General features: G+C 69.1%; 23 protein-coding genes. 11 read left to right on the forward strand and 12 right to left on the reverse strand.

The window, feature by feature from the left end:
- Positions 1-67 precede the first annotated feature (67 nt).
- Both ACWEFB_RS24850 and ACWEFB_RS24855 read left to right on the forward strand, forming a co-directional pair.
- Positions 68-790 (forward strand): ACT domain-containing protein, encoded by a 723-nt coding sequence (locus ACWEFB_RS24850; protein ID WP_326560115.1) that lies wholly within the window; start codon positions 68-70, stop codon positions 788-790.
- 75 nt (positions 791-865) lie between these two features.
- Complete coding sequence (locus ACWEFB_RS24855; protein WP_326560114.1) at positions 866-2,038, forward strand: GNAT family N-acetyltransferase; 1,173 nt, start codon at positions 866-868, stop codon at positions 2,036-2,038.
- Positions 2,039-2,135: 97 nt separating this feature from the next.
- Here the strand turns inward: ACWEFB_RS24855 and ACWEFB_RS24860 are convergent, their stop codons facing one another.
- The gene (locus ACWEFB_RS24860) at positions 2,136-2,603 is read right to left on the reverse strand and encodes a GNAT family N-acetyltransferase (protein WP_452289080.1); all 468 of its coding nucleotides are present in this window, start codon (positions 2,601-2,603) and stop codon (positions 2,136-2,138) included.
- A 253-nt stretch (positions 2,604-2,856) separates the two neighbouring features.
- On the opposite strand from ACWEFB_RS24860, the gene ACWEFB_RS24865 reads away from it, so the two are divergent.
- On the forward strand, positions 2,857-3,654 hold the full coding sequence (locus ACWEFB_RS24865; protein ID WP_452289082.1) for a class I SAM-dependent methyltransferase: 798 nt from the start codon (positions 2,857-2,859) through the stop codon (positions 3,652-3,654).
- Positions 3,655-4,063: 409 nt separating this feature from the next.
- On the opposite strand, the gene ACWEFB_RS24870 is transcribed toward ACWEFB_RS24865, so the two are convergent.
- Positions 4,064-4,690 (reverse strand): TetR/AcrR family transcriptional regulator, encoded by a 627-nt coding sequence (locus tag ACWEFB_RS24870; RefSeq protein WP_452289084.1) that lies wholly within the window; start codon positions 4,688-4,690, stop codon positions 4,064-4,066.
- An 83-nt stretch (positions 4,691-4,773) separates the two neighbouring features.
- On the opposite strand from ACWEFB_RS24870, the gene ACWEFB_RS24875 reads away from it, so the two are divergent.
- A complete protein-coding gene (locus tag ACWEFB_RS24875) occupies positions 4,774-5,526 on the forward strand; it encodes an SDR family NAD(P)-dependent oxidoreductase (RefSeq protein WP_452289086.1) in 753 nt (250 codons plus the stop codon).
- 28 nt (positions 5,527-5,554) lie between these two features.
- Here ACWEFB_RS24875 and ACWEFB_RS24880 read toward each other — a convergent pair whose 3' ends face one another.
- From ACWEFB_RS24880 to ACWEFB_RS24900, 5 genes are all read right to left on the reverse strand, one after another.
- Entirely contained in the window at positions 5,555-5,848 is a 294-nt protein-coding gene (locus ACWEFB_RS24880; RefSeq protein ID WP_452289088.1) for a hypothetical protein, read from the reverse strand.
- Positions 5,849-6,135: 287 nt separating this feature from the next.
- Positions 6,136-7,287 carry an epoxide hydrolase family protein gene (locus tag ACWEFB_RS24885; RefSeq protein ID WP_452289090.1) on the reverse strand — a complete coding sequence of 384 codons (1,152 nt, stop codon included), beginning with the start codon at positions 7,285-7,287 and terminating at the stop codon, positions 6,136-6,138.
- Positions 7,288-7,454: 167 nt separating this feature from the next.
- On the reverse strand, positions 7,455-7,658 hold the full coding sequence (locus tag ACWEFB_RS24890; RefSeq protein ID WP_452289092.1) for a hypothetical protein: 204 nt from the start codon (positions 7,656-7,658) through the stop codon (positions 7,455-7,457).
- 170 nt (positions 7,659-7,828) lie between these two features.
- Positions 7,829-8,437: a class I SAM-dependent methyltransferase gene (locus ACWEFB_RS24895; RefSeq protein WP_452289129.1), complete on the reverse strand. Its 609-nt coding sequence runs from the start codon at positions 8,435-8,437 to the stop codon at positions 7,829-7,831.
- Positions 8,438-8,558: 121 nt separating this feature from the next.
- The gene (locus ACWEFB_RS24900; protein WP_452289094.1) at positions 8,559-9,233 is read right to left on the reverse strand and encodes an alpha/beta fold hydrolase; all 675 of its coding nucleotides are present in this window, start codon (positions 9,231-9,233) and stop codon (positions 8,559-8,561) included.
- Positions 9,234-9,354: 121 nt separating this feature from the next.
- Between ACWEFB_RS24900 and ACWEFB_RS24905 the strand changes: the two genes are divergently transcribed.
- Positions 9,355-9,852: a YcxB family protein gene (locus ACWEFB_RS24905; RefSeq protein ID WP_452289096.1), complete on the forward strand. Its 498-nt coding sequence runs from the start codon at positions 9,355-9,357 to the stop codon at positions 9,850-9,852.
- A gap of 12 nt (positions 9,853-9,864) precedes the next feature.
- On the opposite strand, the gene ACWEFB_RS24910 is transcribed toward ACWEFB_RS24905, so the two are convergent.
- Positions 9,865-10,995 carry an FAD-dependent oxidoreductase gene (locus ACWEFB_RS24910; protein WP_452289098.1) on the reverse strand — a complete coding sequence of 377 codons (1,131 nt, stop codon included), beginning with the start codon at positions 10,993-10,995 and terminating at the stop codon, positions 9,865-9,867.
- A gap of 24 nt (positions 10,996-11,019) precedes the next feature.
- On the opposite strand from ACWEFB_RS24910, the gene ACWEFB_RS24915 reads away from it, so the two are divergent.
- From ACWEFB_RS24915 to rph, 3 genes are all read left to right on the forward strand, one after another.
- On the forward strand, positions 11,020-11,745 hold the full coding sequence (locus tag ACWEFB_RS24915) for a TetR/AcrR family transcriptional regulator (RefSeq protein ID WP_452289100.1): 726 nt from the start codon (positions 11,020-11,022) through the stop codon (positions 11,743-11,745).
- 10 nt (positions 11,746-11,755) lie between these two features.
- Positions 11,756-11,950, forward strand: a complete 195-nt coding sequence (locus ACWEFB_RS24920; RefSeq protein WP_452289102.1) for a winged helix-turn-helix transcriptional regulator — start codon at positions 11,756-11,758, stop codon at positions 11,948-11,950.
- Positions 11,951-12,187: 237 nt separating this feature from the next.
- Positions 12,188-14,794 (forward strand): rifamycin-inactivating phosphotransferase, encoded by a 2,607-nt coding sequence (rph, locus tag ACWEFB_RS24925; protein ID WP_452289104.1) that lies wholly within the window; start codon positions 12,188-12,190, stop codon positions 14,792-14,794.
- A 47-nt stretch (positions 14,795-14,841) separates the two neighbouring features.
- Here the strand turns inward: rph and ACWEFB_RS24930 are convergent, their stop codons facing one another.
- Together ACWEFB_RS24930 and ACWEFB_RS24935 are read right to left on the reverse strand one after the other, a co-directional pair.
- Positions 14,842-15,834, reverse strand: coding sequence for a DUF1152 domain-containing protein (locus ACWEFB_RS24930; protein WP_452289131.1), 993 nt, complete (start codon positions 15,832-15,834; stop codon positions 14,842-14,844).
- A gap of 70 nt (positions 15,835-15,904) precedes the next feature.
- Positions 15,905-17,023, reverse strand: coding sequence for a hypothetical protein (locus ACWEFB_RS24935; RefSeq protein WP_452289106.1), 1,119 nt, complete (start codon positions 17,021-17,023; stop codon positions 15,905-15,907).
- Positions 17,024-17,052: 29 nt separating this feature from the next.
- Here ACWEFB_RS24935 and ACWEFB_RS24940 point away from each other — a divergent pair, with 29 nt between their 5' ends.
- The 3 genes from ACWEFB_RS24940 to ACWEFB_RS24950 all read left to right on the forward strand — a co-directional run bounded on the left by ACWEFB_RS24940 (position 17,053) and on the right by ACWEFB_RS24950 (position 19,363).
- On the forward strand, positions 17,053-17,928 hold the full coding sequence (locus ACWEFB_RS24940; protein ID WP_452289108.1) for an endonuclease/exonuclease/phosphatase family protein: 876 nt from the start codon (positions 17,053-17,055) through the stop codon (positions 17,926-17,928).
- A 104-nt stretch (positions 17,929-18,032) separates the two neighbouring features.
- Positions 18,033-18,320 carry a hypothetical protein gene (locus ACWEFB_RS24945; protein ID WP_326560094.1) on the forward strand — a complete coding sequence of 96 codons (288 nt, stop codon included), beginning with the start codon at positions 18,033-18,035 and terminating at the stop codon, positions 18,318-18,320.
- 281 nt (positions 18,321-18,601) lie between these two features.
- The gene (locus ACWEFB_RS24950) at positions 18,602-19,363 is read left to right on the forward strand and encodes an alpha/beta fold hydrolase (RefSeq protein WP_452289110.1); all 762 of its coding nucleotides are present in this window, start codon (positions 18,602-18,604) and stop codon (positions 19,361-19,363) included.
- Between the two features lie 458 nt (positions 19,364-19,821).
- Here ACWEFB_RS24950 and ACWEFB_RS24955 read toward each other — a convergent pair whose 3' ends face one another.
- On the reverse strand, positions 19,822-20,178 hold the full coding sequence (locus tag ACWEFB_RS24955) for a GNAT family N-acetyltransferase (RefSeq protein ID WP_452289112.1): 357 nt from the start codon (positions 20,176-20,178) through the stop codon (positions 19,822-19,824).
- Positions 20,165-20,782, reverse strand: coding sequence for a GNAT family N-acetyltransferase (locus ACWEFB_RS24960; RefSeq protein WP_452289114.1), 618 nt, complete (start codon positions 20,780-20,782; stop codon positions 20,165-20,167). Before ACWEFB_RS24960 ends, ACWEFB_RS24955 begins: the two co-directional genes overlap by 14 nt.
- Positions 20,783-20,940: the final 158 nt, after the last annotated feature.

A 20,940-nucleotide genomic window follows, 5' to 3' on the forward strand; every position in this document is an offset into this window, starting at 1 on the left:
GGCGTGCAGACGCCGTCAGCAGGCGCCCGGGGTTCCCGCGCCGACTCGTCGACGGAGGAACAGAGAGATGTTGCTGAGGGTTCGGGTGACCCTGCCGGACCGACCGGGCGCGCTCGGTCAGGTGGCCCGCACGCTGGGCGTGGCGGGCGCCGACATCGTCCAGGTGATCGTGCTGGAGCGGCTCGGTGGGCGAGCTGTCGACGACTTTACCGTGGTCTGGCCCGGCGCATCCCGGGTCGAACGGCTGATGGCCGGGTTGGCGGCGATACCCGGCGTGCAGGTGGACGGCGTCTGGCGGGCGATCGGCGCGCCCACCAGCGGGGGACAGGATGCCGAGTTGCTGGCCCAGGTGGCGGGGAATCCCGGCGACGGGCTCGCGACGCTGGTGGACGCCGTACCCGGTCTGTTGGCGGCGGACTGGGCGGCGGCCGCGGTGGTCCCGGCGGACTGGGCGTCCCGGCGGGGGGCGGCGCTTCCCGGGGCGCCCGGTGGGGCACCGGCGGTGGCGTACGCGAGCTGGCGTGCGCCGAACCCGCTGACCCTGCCGGAGGTGACGCCACTACGGGCCCGGGCAATGGACGGGCCGGTCGGCACCCACTACGTGGCGGCGCCGTTCGGCCGGGCGGGGCTGGTGCTCATGGTGGCTCGGGTGGATGCGGAAGGCCTGTCGGCGGCAGGCTTCCACATCACCGAGGTGGACCGGGTGGCGCAACTGGTACGGGCCGCGGCGGTCATCCTCGGTGACCGGCTCGACCTGGTCAGTGCGCCCCCGGCGGCCATCCGATCGTGACCGCTCGACGCTGACGCGGAGTGACCCGTGACGAGCCCGGCCGATGGGCCGGGCGGACCCGGGAGAGGAGCTGAGATGGCGCTATGGCGGATCAGGGCGACGGTCGATGACCGGCCAGGTTACCTGGCGGTGTTGACCGCCAGTCTCGCGCTGCGCGGAGTCAACATCCTCAGCGTGCAGGTACACACCACCGAGGCCGGCGCGCTCGACGACTTCCTGGTCGACGCACCGGAACGACTGACCGCGGCCGACCTGGTCGCGGCGGTGGAACGCGGACGCGGACGGAACTGCTGGGTGGCGCGCAGCGAGGCGCGTGGCCTGGTGGACCAGCCGACCCGCGCGTTGGGGCTGGCCAGCCGGCTGGTCCGGGACCCGGACGCGCTCGGTGAGGCGTTGCGGGCCCTGCTCGGGGCCGACGCGGTCACCTGGCGCCCGGCACCCGGACAGAGCCGTCCGCAGCCCGGACTGGAGACCATGCGACTGGCCGACCCGGCCGGCGGCTCCTACGAGGTGCTCCGCGCCGCGCCCGGCTTCACCCCGGCCGAGTACGCCCGCGCCCAGGCGCTGGTGGACCTGGCCGCGAACGTGGTACGGCGTACGGCCGACCAGGTCACCCTGGTCCTGCCCGACGGCGCCGAACTGACCGTACGACCGGCGACCGCGGACGACCTGCCGGCGGTGCTGGCGATGCAGAACCGCTGCTCGGCCCGGACCCGCTGGCAGCGTTACCTGGGCGCGGCGACCCCATCCCCGGACCGGTTGCGCCAACTGCTGGAGCCGGCGCGGGGGATGACCCTGCTGGCCGTGGCCGGCGGTGTCGACGGCACCCCGGAACGGGTGGTGGCGATGGCCAACCTGGTGCCCGAGGGTGCGCTGGCCGAGGTGGCGCTGCTGGTCGAGGACGCCTGGCAGCGGCGTGGGCTGGGCGGCGCGCTGATGCGCCGGCTGGTCGCGTACGCGAGCCGGGGCGGGTGCGCGGCGTTGGTGGCGCACGCGTACGCCGACAACCTCGGCCTGCTGCGGGTGCTGCACCGGGTGGGTCGGCCGGAACCGGTCGAGACCGACGGTGACCTGGTGACCGTCACCCTGCCGCTGAACGGCGCCGACCTGGCCGTCGCGGCCGGCCTCGGCGCCGACCCGACCACCGGGCGGACAGTCGCCGACCCGGCCGATGCTTCCGCCGATGCGGCGGACGAAGACCCCAGCGGCCCGGCTCCGGTGCGGAGCCGGGCCGCCGGAACAGCCTGACTGGGGCGAAGGGGAGAGGGTTCCTTCCTGTGGGACGGCAGGAAGGGACCCTCTCTCCGCTACTTCGGTAGCAGCACCGGACACCACTAATGATCACTTACGGTGATCGCACGTCAGGCACGGCGAAGGCCGGCTCGCGCACCATGAAGACGTCGACCGCATCCTCGGTCTCAGGTCTGAACCCGTGCCGCTCGTACAGCCGACGGGCCGCACTGCCCTGTAGCACGTTCAGCCGGACCAGGGTGCCGTCGCGGTCGCACCGCTCCAGCAGCCCACGCAGCACGGCCGTACCGATGCCGCTGCCCTGCAGGTACGGGACCAGGTAGAAGTGCTCCAGCCAGTGGGCGTCCTCGGCCGGCCGTAGCGACACACAGCCGGCGAACGCCCCGTCCACCTCGATCACCCAGGTGTGCTCCGGTGCGAATCCGTCCCGCAGTCGCTGCCGGACCCGTTGCTCGTCGTACCGCCCGAGCCGTTCCAGGTCCACCCGCAGCACCGCGGCCCGCAACTCGGCCACCGCCTCGATATCCGCCACCGAAGCCGGCCGGATCTCCCAGTCCGCCATGATCGCCAAACTATCGCGCCAAGCTGACGACCTGCGGCAGCAACGCTGGTCGGAGACCAGCGACGACGGAAATCCGTCGCCAACAGCGGATGCCCGCTGGGAAAATGCCGCGCGTGCCCGAGGACCTCATCCCCGATGAGGAACTCTCCCGCCGGGCCAGCGATGGCCCCGCCGAGGCCCTGCCGTTGCGACACTCTCCCGGACCCGTTAACTGCACGGCGGTCCGCGCGACTTGAGGGGACAACCAGCAACTATGACCGACACCAACCGAGAAATACTGCGCACCACATTCGGCCAGGACGCCGAACTCTACGATCAATGCCGTCCGACCTATCCGCCCCAGCTGTTCACCGACCTCGCCACATTCGCAGGTCTCGGTCCACACGCTCGGGTGCTGGAGATCGGATGCGGCACCGGCCAAGCGACCCTGCCCCTGGCACAACTGGGATGCCATGTCGTCGCGATGGACCTCAGCCCCGACATGGCCGCCATCGCCCGACGCAACCTCGCACGGTTTCCGAATGTCACCGTCGTCGCGGCGGCCTTCGAGGACTGGCAGCCCCCGGACGGAACCTTCGACGCGGTTCTCTCCGCGACCGCGTTCCACTGGCTTGACCCCGACGTCCGCATGATCAAAGCCGCTGACCTGCTGCGTCCCGGCGGATCTCTCGGCATCGTCTCGACTCACCACATTGCCGGCGGGACGAGCGCCTTCTTCGCCGACGCGCAACGATGCTACGAACGTTTCGACCCCACAACACCGCCCGGCATGCGCCTGACGACCGATGACGAGACCCCCGAGGAGGCGGCAGAGTTCGATCGGTCGGCACGATTCGGGCCAGTGGAGTTCCGGCGCTACGAGTGGCAACAGACCTACACGGCCCACGAGTATCTGAACGTGCTCATGACCTACTCCGGCAATCGAGCCATGGCACCGCAGGCACGCCGCGGCCTGTTCGCGTGCATCACCCACCTGATCGACGACGTCTACAACGGAGAAATCACCAAGCAGTACCGGACCCGGCTCGCCATCGCCCAGAAGACACCGTGACTCGGCTCGGCATCCGATCTGCGCACTGCTGTCACCTCGGGCAGATGGCGAACGGACGGCGCCTCTCCAACTTGACCGCACGAGCCAGGTCGCCGCGCCAGTTCGCGAACCCGAGCGCTCAACGGTGGCCGTACTGAGGGTGGACACGTCAGTTCCCGCCTGTCGGCGAGGTGTTCCAGGACAACCCCTCCTCCCAGGGTGTGTCCCGCAAGCTCGGGTACGACAACGACGGCATCTCCGTCGACGCCCGTCACGGCGAGGTCGTGGTGTCCGACCGCCTGCGGCTCACCCGAGAGAAGTGGAACCGGCAGGAGCGGCCGACCGTGACGGTCGACGGCGCATGGCCGCCTGCCTGCCGATGCTCGGCCTCTGACGGTGTCCGCTCGTACCGAGCGGCTGCTCCCGGCACTCATGCAGGAGGCGCGAAGGAGCGGATGTAGGCCAGGGCCGCGTTCATCGATGCCCGGAGCGGTCGGGTGTCCCGCATCGTCTGGCTGAGGAGGGTCCCGCCCTGTAGCGCGGTCAGCAGGGCGAGGGACAGCTCGTTCAGGTCCGCGTCCGGGTGTAGCTCTCCCCGGTCCTGCATGGCGAGCAGGCCGTCGTGGAGCAGTGACTGCCATCGGAGGAACCCCTTGCTGAGATCCTCCCGCGACTCCTCGTCGGTCGCGCTGAGTTCCCCGGCCAGTGAGCCGAGCGTGCATTCACCGCGACCGTCGTTCTGTTCCTGACGTTCGATCGCCGCGTCGGCCCACGCCCGGAGGGCGTCGAAGCTGTCGAGCAGGCCCATCATCGGCTGGCCGGGGACCGGTGCCGCGTCGGCCTGACGGGTGATGACCGCTCGGATCAGGGCCTGCTTGCTGTCGAAGTAGTGGTAGATCTGCGAGCCGCTCACCCCGGCCGCCCTGCGGACATCCTCGGTGCCGGTACCCGCGACCCCGTGCACGGCGATGAGGTCGGTGGCCGCCTGCAGGATCCGCTCACGGGTCGCCTGCCCCTTGCGCGTCAACCGACGGGGCTCATCCGCACTGTCTGTCACGAAGGCCACCCTACCGGAATGGGTTGCACAACCCAAAACTTGCTGCTAAAAATTGGGTAGCCCAACCCAGAAAGCAGGTTGTCATGTCTGTCGACACTGATCTCGCAGGTCGTACCGCGCTGGTGACCGGCGCAACCGCCGGCATCGGCCGCGCCGTGGCCCTCAAGTTGGCCGACCGCGGCGCCGAGGTCGTCGTGCACGGCCGCGATCCGGGCCGGGGGAGCGAGGTGGTGACCGAGATCGTCGCGCAGGGCGGCCGGGCGCGCTTCGTGGTTGCCGACCTGGCGAACCCCGAGGAGGTCGCCCGGCTGGCCGACAACGCCGGTCAGGTGGACATCCTGGTCAACAACGCCGGCATCTACGTCTTCACCAGCACGCCGGAGACGAGTGCGGAGAGCTTCGACCGGCACGTCGCGATCAACACCAGGGCACCCTTCCTCCTGGTGGGTGCCCTGGCGCCGGCGATGGCGAAGCGCGGCTACGGTGTCGTCGTCAACGTCACCTCGACCGCGGCCACCTCGGCCGCACCCGTCGGTGCCGCGTACGGCGCGTCGAAGGCTGCCGTGGAACTGCTGACCCGCTCCTGGGCCACCGAATTCGGTGCCAGCGGAGTCCGGGTCAACGGCGTCTCGCCGGGCCCGGTACGCACCGCCGGCACCGAGCAGATGCTCGGCGAGAACATCGAGGTGCTCGGGCAGGTGAACATTCGCGGTCGGGTGGGAGAGCCCGACGAGATCGCCGATGTGGTCCTGTTCCTGGTCGACGGCCGCAGCAGCTACCTCAACGGAACAGTGGTGGTCGCCAACGGTGGCGAGCGCAGCTCACTGCCCGGCTGAGCATGGCACCGGTACCGGTTTCTGCCGGTCATCGGTAGATGAGATCCATGGTGTCGGTGTGGCCCGGCCAGGTGAGGGTGAGATGCCAGCAGCCGGGCTGGGGCAGGTCGATGATGGAGGGTCCGGGCCCGCCGGTGACGCGACGGGTCGCGGAGGTGTCCGAGGCGTCGAGTTTCGCCTCGATCACGAGATCGCCGGGCGGGTCCGAGACCTTGGACACCCAGAGGATCTTGTTGGTCGGGCCCTCCGGCCGGGCGACGGTGAGCGGGTACCCGAAGATCGCGCCGACGATGTCACCCCGGTCGCCCAGAACATGCGGCATGCTCGAGTCGCCGGAGAACCCGGCCCGAGCCCATTCGGGTAGCGGGCCGGTGTCGACCGGGGAGCCGCAGCCCGTCCTGGTCGGGCTCGGCGCCGCCGGAACAGCGGGAGCCGACCGTACGGAGGGGTCCCCGGTCGTGCACCCGGCAAGCAGAATGACAACGGCCGAAACGAGCAGGGCGGCCGACTGCGGAAGTCTCATGCACCTGCGAGTCACCACGTGCGCGTCAGGTTCCCGGCAGCAACCGGCTGAGGAGCCGGGCCGATGCGACCCGGCTCCTCGGCGGATCAGTACGGGCGCAGCGACGTGAAGAACCGCCTCAGTTCGCCGGCGAGCAGGTCCGGTTCCTCCAGGGGCATGAAGTGTCCGCCCCTACCCGGTTCGTTCCAGTGCCGGATGTCGGTGCAGGCGCGTTCGGCGATCTCGCGCGGGAAGTTGGCCTGGGACGGTTCGGTGCTCACCGTGAACGCGGCCGGGACGGTGATGTCGGGTCGTGGGCTGTTGTGGTCGAAGTCGACGTACTGCCGGAACGTCGAGCCGATCGAGCCGCTCGCCCAGTACAGGGTGATGATCGTGAGCAGGGTGTCCCGGTCGAAACGGCTCTCCAGGTCCCCGTGGTTGTCGCTCCAGTCCCGGTACTTGTCCACCAGCCACGCCGCCAGTCCGGCCGGGGAGTCACCCAGCGCGGCGGCGACGGTGTCCGGTCGGGTGCCCATGATGGCGCTGTAACCGCCGTCGGTCAGGTCGTACGCCGCTTCGGCATCCAGGTACGCCTGCTCGGCGGGGGAGATCGGGTGGGCGTCGAAGCTGGCCGGGAACGGCGGGTGGATCAGGTGGATGCCGGCGACCTGTTCGGGGTACAGGGCGCCCAGCCAGCCGGTGACCGCACCCCCGATGTCGCCGCCGAAGGCGCCGTACCGGTGGTAGCCGAGGATGTCGGTCATCAACAGGTGCAGCGTCCGCGCCATCGCCGCGCGGGTGAGCGGACCCTCCGGCAGCTCCGAGTAGAGGAAGCCGGGCAGTGAGGGAACCACCACGTCGTACGCCTCGGCGGGGTCGCCCCCGTGGCCGGCGGGGTCGGTCAGGCGGTCGACCAGTGGCAGCATCTCCACGAAGCTGCTGGGCCAGCCATGGGTCAGGATCAGCGGCAGCGGCGCGGGCGCGCCGGACGGACGCTTCCCGCGTACGCGAAGGAAGTGCAGCCGGCGGCCGTCGATCCGGGCCCGGTAGTGCGGCAGGGCGTTGAGTTCGGCTTCCCGGGCGCGCCAGTCGAACCCGTCGGCCCAGTAGGACACGAGATCGCGCAGGTAGTCGGGGTCGGTGCCGGCCTGCCACGGCCGATCGCCGCTGGCGGCGGTGAAGCGGGTACGGGCCAGTCGTGCCCGCAGGTCATCGAGGGTCTCGTCGGAGACGTCGATGCGGAACGGGGAGAAGGTCATTGTTCCTCCGGTCAGGAGGGCGCTCTCCCCGACGCGAAGTCAGCGGACAGGGATGGCCGGGTGGAGCGCCCAGGCGTCACGTCGGGTCTTCACCGGGCTCACCTCCCCTCATCGCTGACGCGGCCACTGTACACATCGTCGGTCCGGTGGAGTTGACAGCGGCATAGCTAGCGGGAACGGTCCGATGGTCTGCCGGACCGACCCGACCGCCGGGTGTACGCCCTGACCCCGGCCGGGCAGCAGCGGGTCGCCGCGTGGCTGGCCGAGGTGAGCTGGCCGAAGCCGGACCTCACCGAGTTCCACCTGAAGCTGGTGGCCGCCGCGTCCGCCCGGTTGGCCGATCCGGTGGCCTCGTCTTCCAGTCCTTCCACCCGCTTCCTCGATGCTCGCCCCGGCGCTCGGCGTCCTGCTCGCCGTCGCCGTGCTCACCGCCATCCCCGTGCTGGCCGCCGCACGTCGCCCGGTGGCGGACACCCTCGCGTCCGCACCGACCTGACGGCCCCCCACAGTTCCTTGGACAGGGAGGGCTGGCCGACTCGGCTCACCCTTCGGTGGCGACTGCCGCGATGGCGGCGTGTGGCCGATGAGTGCCGTCGCCGGGCCGCTGCAGGCGCTCGACCTCCCTGAAGCCGGCTCGGGTCAGTCGCTCGGAGAACTCGTCGACGGGCCAGCGGTAGGCGGTCACGACCTTGTGGTCGAAGGCGGCGACCTCGTCACCCACGAAGATGGCCAGCACCAGCGCTCCGGCCGGGGCCATCACTCGACGGAACTCGGCGAGCACGCCGTCGAGCTCCTGCGGCGGTAGATGGATCAACGAGCCCCAGGCCAGGATGCCGGCCACGGAGCGGTCGGCGGCGGCGAGATTTTCGAACGACCCGAGTTGGTAGCTACCGCTCGAATGGGCCGCCCGCGCATGGGCGATGAACTCGGGGACCATGTCGATTCCCGTTGCGTTGACGCCCAGCGAGCGAAGGTGTTCGGTGATATGGCCGGGTCCGCAGCCCAGATCGAGCACCGTGCCCGGTCGGCCCGCCAGATGTCGCCCGATGAAGGCGAGGTCGTCGGCGTGTACCCGCTCGCTCGTGCCGAACAGCTCGATGTAGAGGTCCGCGACGGACCCGTACGCCTGCCGGACCTGATCCACGTTCACCACGCGACTATAGAGGCTCGGATCGGCAGAGCCAGCGGCGCACGCGTCGCTTCTCGCGGTGCCCGCATCCGGCGATCCGGGGGCCAGGTCGGACGAGCCCATCCACCGCGCTGCGACGCCGTCAGTTGCTGTGGGACGGGGTCCCGGCGCCTTCGGGCAACAGGTACGCGGTCAGCCGGTCGGCAAGTTGCTCCGGGTGGCTGAGCGTCACCGAGTGGCAACCGTCGATCTCGTCCGGGGTGGTCCCGAGCCGTTCGGCGGCCACCCGGCGCTGGAAGTCCGCCAGGAAGAACTGGTCCTGTCGGGTGATGAGGACCTTCGTCGGCACGTCCGGCCAGACGCCCAGCGGCCACGGCTCGTTCCACTCCGCGCTGACCTGGTCCCGGACATGCGCCCCGGCCTCGGCGACGATCTCGGCCGGTACGCCGTTGTAGAACTGCTCCTGCTCGCTGAGCCCCTCCACGCCGCGGTAACCGGTGTTGCCCCACCAGTCCCCAGGGCTCTCACCGGGCTTCGGAACCATCGGGGTGAGCAGGACAATCAGCCGCACCGGCAGCCTGTCGGCAATCAGCGGCGCGGTGAACGCACCGTACGAGTGTCCGACGACCACGAGGTCGCTCCGGTCCCCGATCGCGTGGACGACCGTCTCGCGGAACTCGGCAAACCCCGCCGACCGGTCCTCGATCGGCAGCTCCGGCACCACCACGTCGTGACCACGGCTGACCAACTCGGGAACCAGAAGATGCCAGTCCCAGGCGCTGCCCCCGCCGCCGTGGATCAGTACGAAAGTCGCCATGCCCCGAAGCCTCACACACGGGCACGACATCCTGGCCACGTGTCCGGGTTTGCCACGCCAGCCAGCCACCGGATCGAAGCGCTGCTCGGGTCGCGGGTACGGGGGGCACTATCGTTCTGGCGTGCACATCCGTTTTGACGTCCCAGCCGATCCCGCGTACCCGGGCCGCGTGGCCGCAGCGCTCAGTGGTGCTCGGCTGCGCAAGCACACCTACATCGGCGCGCTCCTGGCGGCGGTCGGGGCGATCGGTCTCGCCGTCTCGCAGGGGTTCGCGTGGGGCGACAAGATCTCGCCGCTGTGCACCGCGCTGGTCGTGGCCGGCCTGCTGTCGATGCTGTACCTGCCGTGGGTCCGGTTGCGCGCCCGGCGCCGCTCCAGCGGCTACGCGGTCGAGGGCGCCTACGACATCACCGACGACAACATCATGATGCGCAGCGGTTCGGAGTCCGGCGGCATCGCCTGGGACGGGGTCGCAAGGGTGAGCGACACCCCCGAGTTCTGGATCGTGTACGTCGGCCGGATGCCGGCGACCGTGATCCCACGCCGCCTGATGTCCGCCGAGGACGCCGAAACGTTGCGGGCCTACATGGCCGAACGTGGGCTGCTCCAGGACCGGTGAACTCGACCCTTCTCAGTCTGCGGGTGACGGCTCGGTGGGCCGCGCCGTGAAGAAGCGGGTGATGTCGTCCGCTGCGGTCGGGGACAGCATCATCGCCTGGACCCGTGCGGACATTTCGGCGATCGAGTGCGTTCTGGTGAACATCGCCTCTTCGTACGTCCGGATCGCCGAGTCCGGTTCGGTGGGGTTGGCGGCGAGTGCGCCGGCGAGTTCGGCGGCGTCGAGCATGGCCTGATTGGCACCCTCGCCGACCGGCGGCATGAGGTGCGCGGCGTCACCGATGAGGGTGATGCCCGGCTGGTTGGCCCAGCGCGTGCCGATGGGCATCGCTTCGATCGTGCGCGGCGTCGGCGCGCTGTCGCCGGCTTCGATGAGTGCGGTGAGGCTCGGGTCCCAGCCTTCGAACATCTCCAGCAGAGCGCGCTTACTACGGTACGAGTCGATGTCGCGATCTTCTGCGCGTAGTGAGATCCCGACCCGGATGCTGCCGTCGCCGAGGCGTTGAGCCGCGAGGATCTGGTTCACGCCGATGCACCACAGGTTGCCGGGGCCGACCAGTTCGGCGAGGCCCGGGTGGCGCCGGTCGGCGTCGCTGATGCTCAGCTCGACCAGGGTGGCCACGTAGGACAGTTTCACGTCGGTCAGCAGTGGCCGGACGGCCGAGCGTGCGCCGTCCGCACCGATGAGGATGTCGCAGTCGGTTCCGCGGCCACCCTGGAACGTCAGCCCGAAGCCCCCGCCGGATCGTGGTGTCGCCGAAAGGAGCCGGTGCTGCCAGGCAACCGCGTCGCCCGGGAGCGAATCCAGCAGAAGATCACGCAGGACGCTCCGGTCGATCTCGGGACGCCCGGAGAATGATCCGGGAGATGGCTTGTGATGCACGAGGGTGCGTCCCGCGGGGTCGAGGATGCGATGTTCCTCGCCCTCGGGGCGCGCCTCGGACCGGAACCGGCCGGCGAGTCCCGCCTCGGCCAGGGCGTGTTGCCCGGACTCCGGGTGCAGGTCGAGCGAGCCGCCCTGCGATCGGGCGGCTCGGCTCGCCTCGCGCTCGTACACCACCGCATCGATGCCGTGTCGGTGCAGGATCCGGGCCAGGGTCAGCCCACCGAGACCGCCGCCGGCGATGGCTACTCGCATCGTCATCTTCCTTACCGTACGCTGTACCTCATGGGTACGCCGTACGGTAGCGCACCGCTGCCCGTCTGGGAACGACCGGAGCCTCAGCCGAGGGTGGCTCCGGTGCCGCTGAGCCGCGCGAAGATCGCCGCCACGGCGATCCTGGTCGCCGACGCGCACGGCCTCGACGGGCTGTCGGTACGCAAGATCGCCAAAGAGCTCGGAGTCGGTCCGATGCGGCTCTACGACTACGTGGCCAACAGATCCGAGCTGCTCGACCTGATGGTCGACGCCGTGTACGCCCAGATCGCCGAGGCCGGTCAGCACGCCGAGTGGCGCGCCACGGTCCTGGCCATCGTTCACCGGACCCGCGATGCCGCTCTCGAACATGAGTGGTTCGCCGACCTGCTCGGCGGACGGCCGCACCTGGGACCTCACGCGCTCGCCGTGGGCGAATCGACGGCGGCGGCGCTCAGCCAGGCGCCTGGCCTGCGCGGTGTCGACGACCTCCAGCGGGCCCTTGGCACCCTCAACGCGTTCATCGTCGGAGCACTCCGCAGGGAGATCACCGAGCGACGCACCGCCCGTTCGACCGGCACCGACGAGCCCGCTTGGCAGGCCACCCTCGGGCCCTACCTGACCCGCATGCTCGAGACGGGCCGCTACCCCACCGTCGCCCGACTTGTCATCGACGGCGCCCACCACAACGCCGAGGAAACCTTCCACCACAACCTGATCACCATCCTGGACGGGATCACCAACCGTCCCCGCACCTGACCCCCCTCGCATGCTCACCCGGACGTTGCGCACGCTGGAGAGCGACGGCCTGGTCGAACGCGAAGTGTTTCCGACGTTGCCACCGAGCGTCGAGTACCGGCTGCCGCCCCTCGGCGTCAGCCTCCTGGAACCGCTCTCCGCTCTGGCCGACTGGGCGGTCGACCATCACGCCGAGATCGCTGCGGCACGTCAGCGACCTGCCTGAGAAACACGCGACGCACTCGTGTCCCGGGCGTCCCGTCCGGTCGAACAAAATGGTGAGCGGTCCAGCCGGGGTAGTGCGCGACGAAGGCCAGGTATCCGCCGGCCCGAGGCGGACGACAAAAAGCAAAGGCAAGGAGATTCCTCTCCTTGCCACTTCTAACGTATAGCGCACCGGGGGGCTTGCGGCAAGACCCGGGTCGTGGCGCAGAATCGTCGGCCGAGGCCACAACCTGCGAAAATGGGGGCACGGGTGATCGAGCAGTACGTGTTGGATCTTCAAGAGGTTGACGCGACTCAGGTCGCGGTTGTTGGCGGCAAGGGCGCACACCTGGGCGGGCTGTCGCGGCTCGAAGGCATCCGCGTGCCGGTTGGCTTCTGCGTGACGACGGCCGCCTTCCGGCGCATCATGGCGGAAGCGCCGTCGGTCGACGATCTGCTCGATCAACTGTCCCGCCTGACCCCGGACGACCGGGAGACGATCCGTACGCTCAGTGCGGAGATCCGCCGGACCGTCGAGGGTACTGCCATCCCCGTCGACCTGGCGGCGGCGATCACCCGCGCGCTCGCCCAGGTCGGCGAGCGAGTCGCGTACGCCGTCCGGTCCAGCGCTACGGCAGAGGACCTGCCGACAGCCTCCTTCGCCGGCCAGCAGGACACGTACCTGAACATCGTGGGGCCGGTGGCGATCCTCGAGCACGTCAGCCGGTGCTGGGCGTCGCTGTTCACCGAGCGGGCCGTGACGTACCGCCTGCGCAACGGCATCGACCACCGTACGGTCCGGATGGCCGTGGTCGTACAGCAGATGGTCTTGCCGGACGCGGCCGGCATCCTGTTCACGGCCGACCCGGTCACGGGCAACCGGAGGGTCGCCACCGTGGACGCCGGCTTCGGCCTCGGCGAGGCACTGGTCTCCGGCCTGGTGAACCCGGACGTCTTCAAGGTCCGCGACGGCGAGATCGTCGCCAGGGCGATCGCCGCCAAACAGCGTGCCGTGCACGCCCTGCCGGCCGGCGGTACGCAGGAAGTGGCAATCGACTCGCGGCGGCAGGAGCAGCCGGCGCTGACGGATGCGCAGATCGTGCGCCTCGTGGAACTCGGGCGGCGGATCGAGGCGCACTTCGGCCGCCCGCAGGACATCGAGTGGTGCCTGGTCGACGATGACTTCCAGATCGTGCAGAGCCGGCCGATCACCACGCTCTTTCCCATCCCGGAGGCCGGCGACCACGACAACCATGTCTACGTCTCCGTTGGTCACGGGCAGATGATGACCGACCCCATGAAGCCCCTGGGTGTCTCCGTGTGGCAGCTGACGGCCCTGGCACCGATGCACGAGGCCGGCGGAAGGCTGTTCGTCGACGTCACCCCGCGCCTGACCTCGCCCGCGAGCCGCGCCGGCCTCCTGGACGTCATGGGGAGAGGCGATCCGCTGATCAGGGACGCTCTGGAGACCGTCCTGGACCGCGACGACTTCGTCCCGACGATCCCGGACGCCGGCCCCGGCGGGCCGCCGCCCCGCGAGGCGCCCGCCCCGATCGAGACCGATCCGGCCATCGTCGCCGAGCTGATCGCGCGCAGCCAGGTCTCCATCGCCGCGTTGGAGCGCGACATCCGGACGAAGACCGGACCGGCGCTGTTCGACTTCCTGCTGGAGGCCTTCCAGGATCACAAGCGGGTCCTCAGCGACCCGCTGAGCATCCAGGCGATCATGGCGGGGATGGAGGCCACCTGGTGGCTCAACGACAAGCTGCAGGAGTGGCTGGGCGAGAAGAACGCGGCCGACACCCTCACGCTGTCCGCCCCCGGCAACATCACGTCGGAGATGGGGCTCGCACTGCTCGACGTCGCGGACGTGATCCGCCCGTACCCGGAGGTGGTGGCCTTCCTGCAGGGCGTCGAGGACGACGGCTTTCTGGACGACCTGCCGAAGCTCGCGGGCGGGACCGAGGCGCGCGAGGCGGTCGAGGTCTACCTCGACCGGTACGGGATGCGCTGCGTCGGCGAGATCGACATCACGAGGCCGCGTTGGCGCGAACGCCCCGCCACGCTCGTGCCCGTGATCCTCGACAACGTCAGGAACTTCGAGCCGGGCGCCGCCGAACAGCGCTTCGAGCAGGGACGGCAGAAAGCGCAGGAGAAGGAACAGGACGTCCTGTCACGCTTGCGGGCCCTGCCGGACGGGGACCAGAAAGCCGACGAGACCAAGCGGATGATCGACCGGGTACGGACCTTCATCGGCTACCGGGAGTACCCGAAGTACGGGATCGTCAGCCGCTACTTCGTCTACAAACAGGCTCTGCTGAAAGAGGCCGAGCGCCTCGTGCAGGCCGACGTCCTCCCGGAGCAGGAGGACATCTACTACCTCACGTTCCACGAACTCCACGACGTCGTACGCGGCAACGGGGTGGATGACCAGCTCATCCAGGAGCGCAAGGAGGCGTACCGGTCTTACCACGCGCTCACGCCGCCCCGGGTGCTCACCTCCGACGGCGAGGCCGTGACGGGGGCGTACCGACGCGACGACGTGCCAGCGGGCGCCCTGGTCGGCCTACCGGTCTCCGCCGGGACCGTCGAAGGGCGCGCCCGGGTGATCCTGGACATGGCCCGGGCGGACCTCGAACCGGGTGACATCCTCGTCACGGCCCACACGGATCCGAGCTGGACGCCTCTCTTCGTCGCCATCACCGGCCTGGTGACGGAGGTCGGAGGATTGATGACACACGGCGCGGTGATCGCACGGGAGTACGGCCTGCCGGCCGTCGTCGGGGTGGTCGATGCCACCCGGCTGATTCCCGACGGGCAGCGGATCCGCGTGCACGGAAGCGACGGGTACGTCGAAATTCTCTAGCCCGGCTCCGGTGGCGCGGGTTCGCGCCCGGCCCGCCGTCCGGGCGATCAGTGGGGATACGCGCGGGGGATGCGTACGCCGGGAAGTTCGTCGCGGAACGCCTGGATGCGCGTGATGACCTGTCGCCTGCCGACGGTGTTCTCGATCCGGTCGAGGTACAGGCATCGGGCGGCGAGTTTGTCGAGGTCGACGGTGAAGTAGATCGCCATCAGCGGGTTGACGAACAGGTCGCCGCTGCCGGTGCGCCGGGTGAACCGGACGTCTCCGAACGCCCCGCTGGTGGCGGCGGCGATCTGTCCCTGGACGATGCTCGGCCGGTCCGGGGTGGCGGCCAGGGCGTCGGCGACAGCATCGCGGTACAGCGCGGCCTCCCGGCTGGAACCCGGGATGGACAGGGCGCCGAGGTAGCCCCCGTCGCGGTCGAGCGCGGCGAGGTTCTCCAGCACCTCGACGTGGTTGACGCCGTCGTAGGCGTCGATGCCGAAGCCGAGACTGGTCACCAGCTTGACCGGCACGTCCAGCGCGGCCACGGCGGCCAGGCTGGTGATGTCCTCCACCGGGGTGCCGAGATCACTCTCGTCGCCGCGCAGCAGGACATCGGTGCCGCCGTCGACCAGCACCACCGCGTCGATGTCGAGTTCGTCGACCAGGTGCCGGTACGCCTCCCGTAACGTCCGCACGCCCAGCGGCGGAAAGGCGTACACGGTCGACGGCAGGTCCTGAGCCGCAAGCCACCGGGCGAGCGTCCGTTCGGGGAAGTACCAGTCCGGGCTGGCGGTGTCCGGTTGTACCGCCGCGACGTGTTCCGTCACCCACGCGTCCCGGTTGATCAACTCGAGTTCGGAGAAGGACAGGCTGGCCAGGTGCACCCGTACGCCGCCGCGCCACAGCGCGAGGGCCAACGGAAGGCCGGCGTAGACGTCGAACCCACCGCCCGCTCCGGCGATGAGGATGCTCCGCGCCGGAGCCAGCGCGGCAAACAGCGGCGGAACGGCCAACGAGAGGGCGTCGGGATCGGCCGGCAGCGCGGAGGGATTCATCACCGAACAATGATCAACCATGCCGATGCTGTGCAAGGGCCCGTGCGGCAGCGCACGATCCGTCGCCGGACTACTGGATGATCTGTCTGGTCGGTGTATCGGGGCAGGTCATGCAGACGAAGATTTGTAGGCGTCCATGACGGCCGACAGAAACACCGGTGGGTTGGTCGGCGGCCATCCACTCCGGGTCGGTCCACGATGGTCGGAGATGTGAGTCCTCGACGGGCAGCCAGGCACTGCTGCCTCCCGACTCGGACGAGTCCACCGTCAGAAGGAGGTCCATCGACCTGTGACAGCGGGAACAGTCCATCGGGAGGAGGTCGGTGAGTGCCCAGGTCGCGTAGCCGCCGACTTTCCACCCGCGCGCCCGGGACACGGAGGAGTAGTCGTGCTCGTCGAGTTGGCAGTTGTCGTCGAAGTCGCGGACCCGGCGCCCGAGTTCTGCGGGTAGCTCCTGCCACCACGGATACTCCGTGACCTGTTCGGGGTGCAGCACGCACGAACGCAGCAGGTACTGCTCCGCGCGTACGACGGCCGGGGGCGGCGGCGCGGGCAACGGGTCGACGACCGTGGACGACACGCGCCATCTCAGTTGCACCGGGGGTCCCGCCGAATCGTGGTGTCTGTTGGGGCACCACAACACCTGCAACAAATCCGTGCCGACGGGGCAGTGCAGGTCCGGGATGTCGGCCGCACGCAGCTGCGCCACCGGCACCAACGGGCTCGGGATCGGCTCCGTCACGGCCTCGGAACCCAACAGGACGGTGCCGGCCTCGGTGGTCCGGATCCCGGTGAAACCGGGAATCCGTTCCCGTAGAAGCGTCGTCATCTCGACGCGAGGCGTTTGGAGCGCGGCGGCGACCTCCGCCGGAACCGGTGTCTCGGTCGGCACGAGATGAGGCCCCCGACACGCCGGCCACGGTTCGTCGGCCGGCCACAACAGCATGCCTGCGACGTGACTGTCCGACAGACCCGGCGTCCCCGCTCGCGGGTGCAACCGCGTCGCTGTCCTGCCGAACGCCTCGATGCCGGGAAACAGACTCCGAAGGTCCAGCGGCGGTACCGGCGAAGTGAAGGTCACGGCGGGGAGGATAGCTACCTTCGCCGGTCGGCGCGGACCTGTCGGTCTTTTGTTCCCCGTTGTTCGGTGCCGCGTCGACTGAGATCGATAGCGTGCGGTGGCCGCCACCGACGGCGGTTTCCTACGAAGGGAAGTCGATGCGCAAGACGACACACTGGTCGACCCGCGCCCTGGGCGCCCTCGCGGGGGCGGTCGTGCTGGTGGCGGCCCTGCTGCCGGCCACTCCGGCGGCCGCGGCGACCGTGGCCTTCAAGGCAGGGACGCTCAATATTTACAACGGACTGAGCCAGGCCGACTTCGTGCACGACCTGAACCTGATCGCGTCCAGGGCCGACCTCGTCGGTCTCAACGAGGTCGGCAACCGTAAGGCTTTCCTGGAGAACTGGGCCGCCGACAACGGCTGGTGGTTGTACGCACCAGGCGGGACCAACCAGGCCGGCGAGGCGCTGATCGCCAAGAAGAGCATTTTCGACGTACTCGACAAGGGCTCGACCTTCGTCTGTGACACCAACGGTCCGGGCGAGGTGCCGCCCGCCCGGTACAACAACTGGGTCAAGTACCGGCACAAGGCCAGTGGCCGCGTCGTGACCCACATCAACGCCCATGCGGTGGCCAGCATCGAAAACGCCGGTCGGCCGGAGGACCTGCCGCGTACCAGGTGCGCCGAGGCGCAGTTCCAGGGTCTCAAGGAACTGGCGGTCGACAAGCAGGGGGAGGGACAGGTCATCGTCAGCGGTGACCTCAACGTCGACTTCAGCGCCGACCGGACCTACGGGTACGCGAAGTTCCCGTGGCAGGTCCTCGAAGCCAACGAGCTGCCGAACCTGCGTTCCAACTTCAACCTGTACGGAGAAAAGGGCACCGGTACGCACGGCAACCGGCACATCGACTACGTCTACTTCTGGAAGCGGCTGCCGGCGTACCAGATCATGTGGATGACCGGCTACGACATCGTCGGCGGCACCAGGTCCGACCACGACGGTGTCGTCGCGACGTTTTCCATCCAGAACTGACGCGCTCGCCCTCCGCCGACTACGACACCTGCTCCCGCTCCAGCCGCGTCGCGGGGCAGTTGTCGTGGCGCAAACGAGCGCGGTCCGGGATAGTCTTGACGTATATGGCTACCTATCGCAGCGCCTCAGTGCTTCTCTCCTCCGACGGAACCAGGACCCCCGGCACCGCCGCACTCTTCGCTGAGCCCGCCCGCAAGGGCGGGGTTCGACCGTGGGCAGGCGACTTCCGACCCGCCAACAGCGCCGGCAATGGCCCCAAGAACGCGGTCGGGAAGACCTTTACCTTGGAGTTGCCCGACGGCAGCACCGGCAAGGTCGTGGTCCAGAGCCTCAAGAGCGGAAAGGGAGGCGTCGTGCTGGCGCTGATGGGCGAGGACGCACCCCCCTTCTGATCAGGGTCGGCCGGATACCTGTGGTGCGGCTGGGTCGAGAACGGCGGCGGTTGACAGTTGTCCTGCGGTTGGGTGGCGGCAGGGTCAGCGGCGGCCGTGCTCGATTCGGCGGCGGGCGCGCGGATAGGTCGGCTCGGCAGGATCACGTCGCCACGGCAACGCCGTACGCGGCGAGCCATACCCGTATGGCTTCATCAGCCCAACGGTGCAGATCGGCCTCGTCGTAGCGTTCACGGACCGCGAACATCGCCGCATTGAGTGGGATCTGTACCGTTCAGTTCATGGAGGCACTCGTGACGTCCCGGGACGGGACTCGGATTGCGTACGACCAGAAGGGCTCTGGTCCACCGCTTATCGTCATCGACGCCGCCGGACACTTCCGGGCCAACAGTCCGCTAGGTGAACTCGTCAACCTGCTGGCCGAGGACTTCACCGTCGTTCGATACGACCGCCGCGGCCGTGGCGCCAGCACCGACACCCCGCCGTACGCTACCGCCCGCGAGGCGGAAGACTTGGCGGCGCTGATCGACGCGGTCGGCGGACCGGTGGCCCTCTACGGTTACTCGTCCGGTTGCCTGGTGGCGCTGCACGCGGCTGCGGCCGGGCTAGCCGTACGCCGTATGGCCCTGCTTGAGCCGCCGATCGAGCCCACCCGTGACAACCCCGAGCAGCGGGCGTTCACCGCTCGGCTGCGGGGCCTCACCGGCGAGGACGCGGTGGAATTCTTCCTGACCAGCATCGGAGTGCCGGTCGAGACTCTCGCCGGCATGCGGGACACGCCGCACTGGTCCGCCATGGTCTCGGTGGCATCCACGCTGGCGTACGACAGCGCGCTCAGCGAAACCATCGACGCGGAGCTGCTTCAGCACGTCACGGCGCCAACGCTGGTGCTGGACAGCGCCGGCAGCACCATCGATCTGACTCAGATGGCAACGGTCGCAACGAAGCTGCTTCCCCAAGCCGTTCACCGCAGCCTGCCCGGCGAGTGGCACGGCATTCCCGCGGGAACCCTGGCCCCGGTGCTTAGCGAATTCCTTCGCTGAGGTTGCGGGGCGGCCCTCGGACGCAACCACGCCGCTCAGAAGGTCGAGCACTCGCGCCGCGGCGGGGAAGAGACCAGAGCGCCATCATCCGGATCTGCCTCCGACCGTGCGCGGCGGCGCATAGCCCACGATCGCACACCGTAGCGATCTCTGTCGTCGCTCAACATCCTGATCTGCCGAGTTGAGGGCGGGTTCAGGGTCGGGTGGAATGCGCCGGTTGGCGGATCTATCTCGGGTTTGTGAAGCGGCGGTTGAGTTCCGCCCGGATAGCGGGCACTCGATCGCAACGATTGAGTAGACGACCGTTTCGCGCACGCTGCCATCGGACATGATCATGTGGTTGCGGAAGATTCCGTCTCGCTTGGCGCCGAGGCGTTCGATCGCTCTCCGAGAGCGATGGTTGAGCCAGTGGGTGCGAAACGCGACGGCGATACAGCCGATGTCGTCGAACGCGCGGGTCAATAACAAGAGCTTGCACGCCGCGTTGATACCGGTTCCTGTTGGGAGGCCGCGTACCAGGTGTAGCCGATCTCGACGCGGCGGTTGACCGCGTCGATGTGGCACAAGCTAGTCACGGCCACCGCCCGACCGGTGTCGGAAAGGCACACGGCGAAGGGCTGCATGGTGCCCGCAGACTGCTCAACGATGAACCGCCTGACGGTCTCACCCGTGGTGTCGGGGGCGGGAACGCTCGTGAAGAACAGCTCCCAAAGGTTTCCGTCGCTGGCTGCCTCGACCAGGCTGGACACGTGGGACTCGTTCAGTGGCTGCAACTCCACCCCGTGGCCGACCATTCCTGTCTCAACAAGCGCCATGACAGGCCTCCCACATCGCCCGGGTCATCTCGTACTCGACCTCACCCAGGTCCGCCCCCGGCAGCGGGTCATCCCAGAGTGGGAAGTACGTGCGCACGTACCGCATGCCGACGGCCTCCATCACGCCCCGAGACCCGGCGTTCACCGCCATGGTCTGCGCGATCACCCGGCTCTGCCCGACGGTGTCGAAGGCGTGCCGCAGCAACGCACGAGACGCCTCACTGGCCAAGCCCTTCCGCCAGTACCGACGAACGAGGCGGTAACCCAGATCTGTGACGGTTAGATCATCAGGCTGGTCGGGGCCGTGCGCCGGCGGAAGCATCATGAGCCCGATGGATTCGCCCTCGTCCTCCCGTATGGGCGGTGTCGAGCCATGCGCGCCGCCGTCAGACCCGAACGCCATCCAATAGCCCAAGCCGTCCACCTTGGTTGCCAAGGCCATCCGCTGCGAATGGGATGCGACCACCTCATCCCTGGACCGCGCCCGGCCGCTGATATAGCGAAGCACCTCCGGATCGGAGTCGAGCCTGACCTCCAGCTCCAGGTGCCGGTCGGCAAGTGGGACCAGCAGCAGCCGGTCAGTACGCAAGATCGGTTGGGGCACACAGCAACGATCACATAAAGGCGTCGGTGGCACGATCCGATTTTTCGCAGGTCACACGCACTCATCTGGCACCCCTCTGTGTCAAGAGGCGGTGAGTAGTGGTGTTCTAGGCTGGTGACTGGCGGGTCCGGGAAGTGACTGTTCCGAAGTGTCGATCA

It is taken from the genome of Micromonospora sp. NPDC004704 (assembly GCF_053601675.1).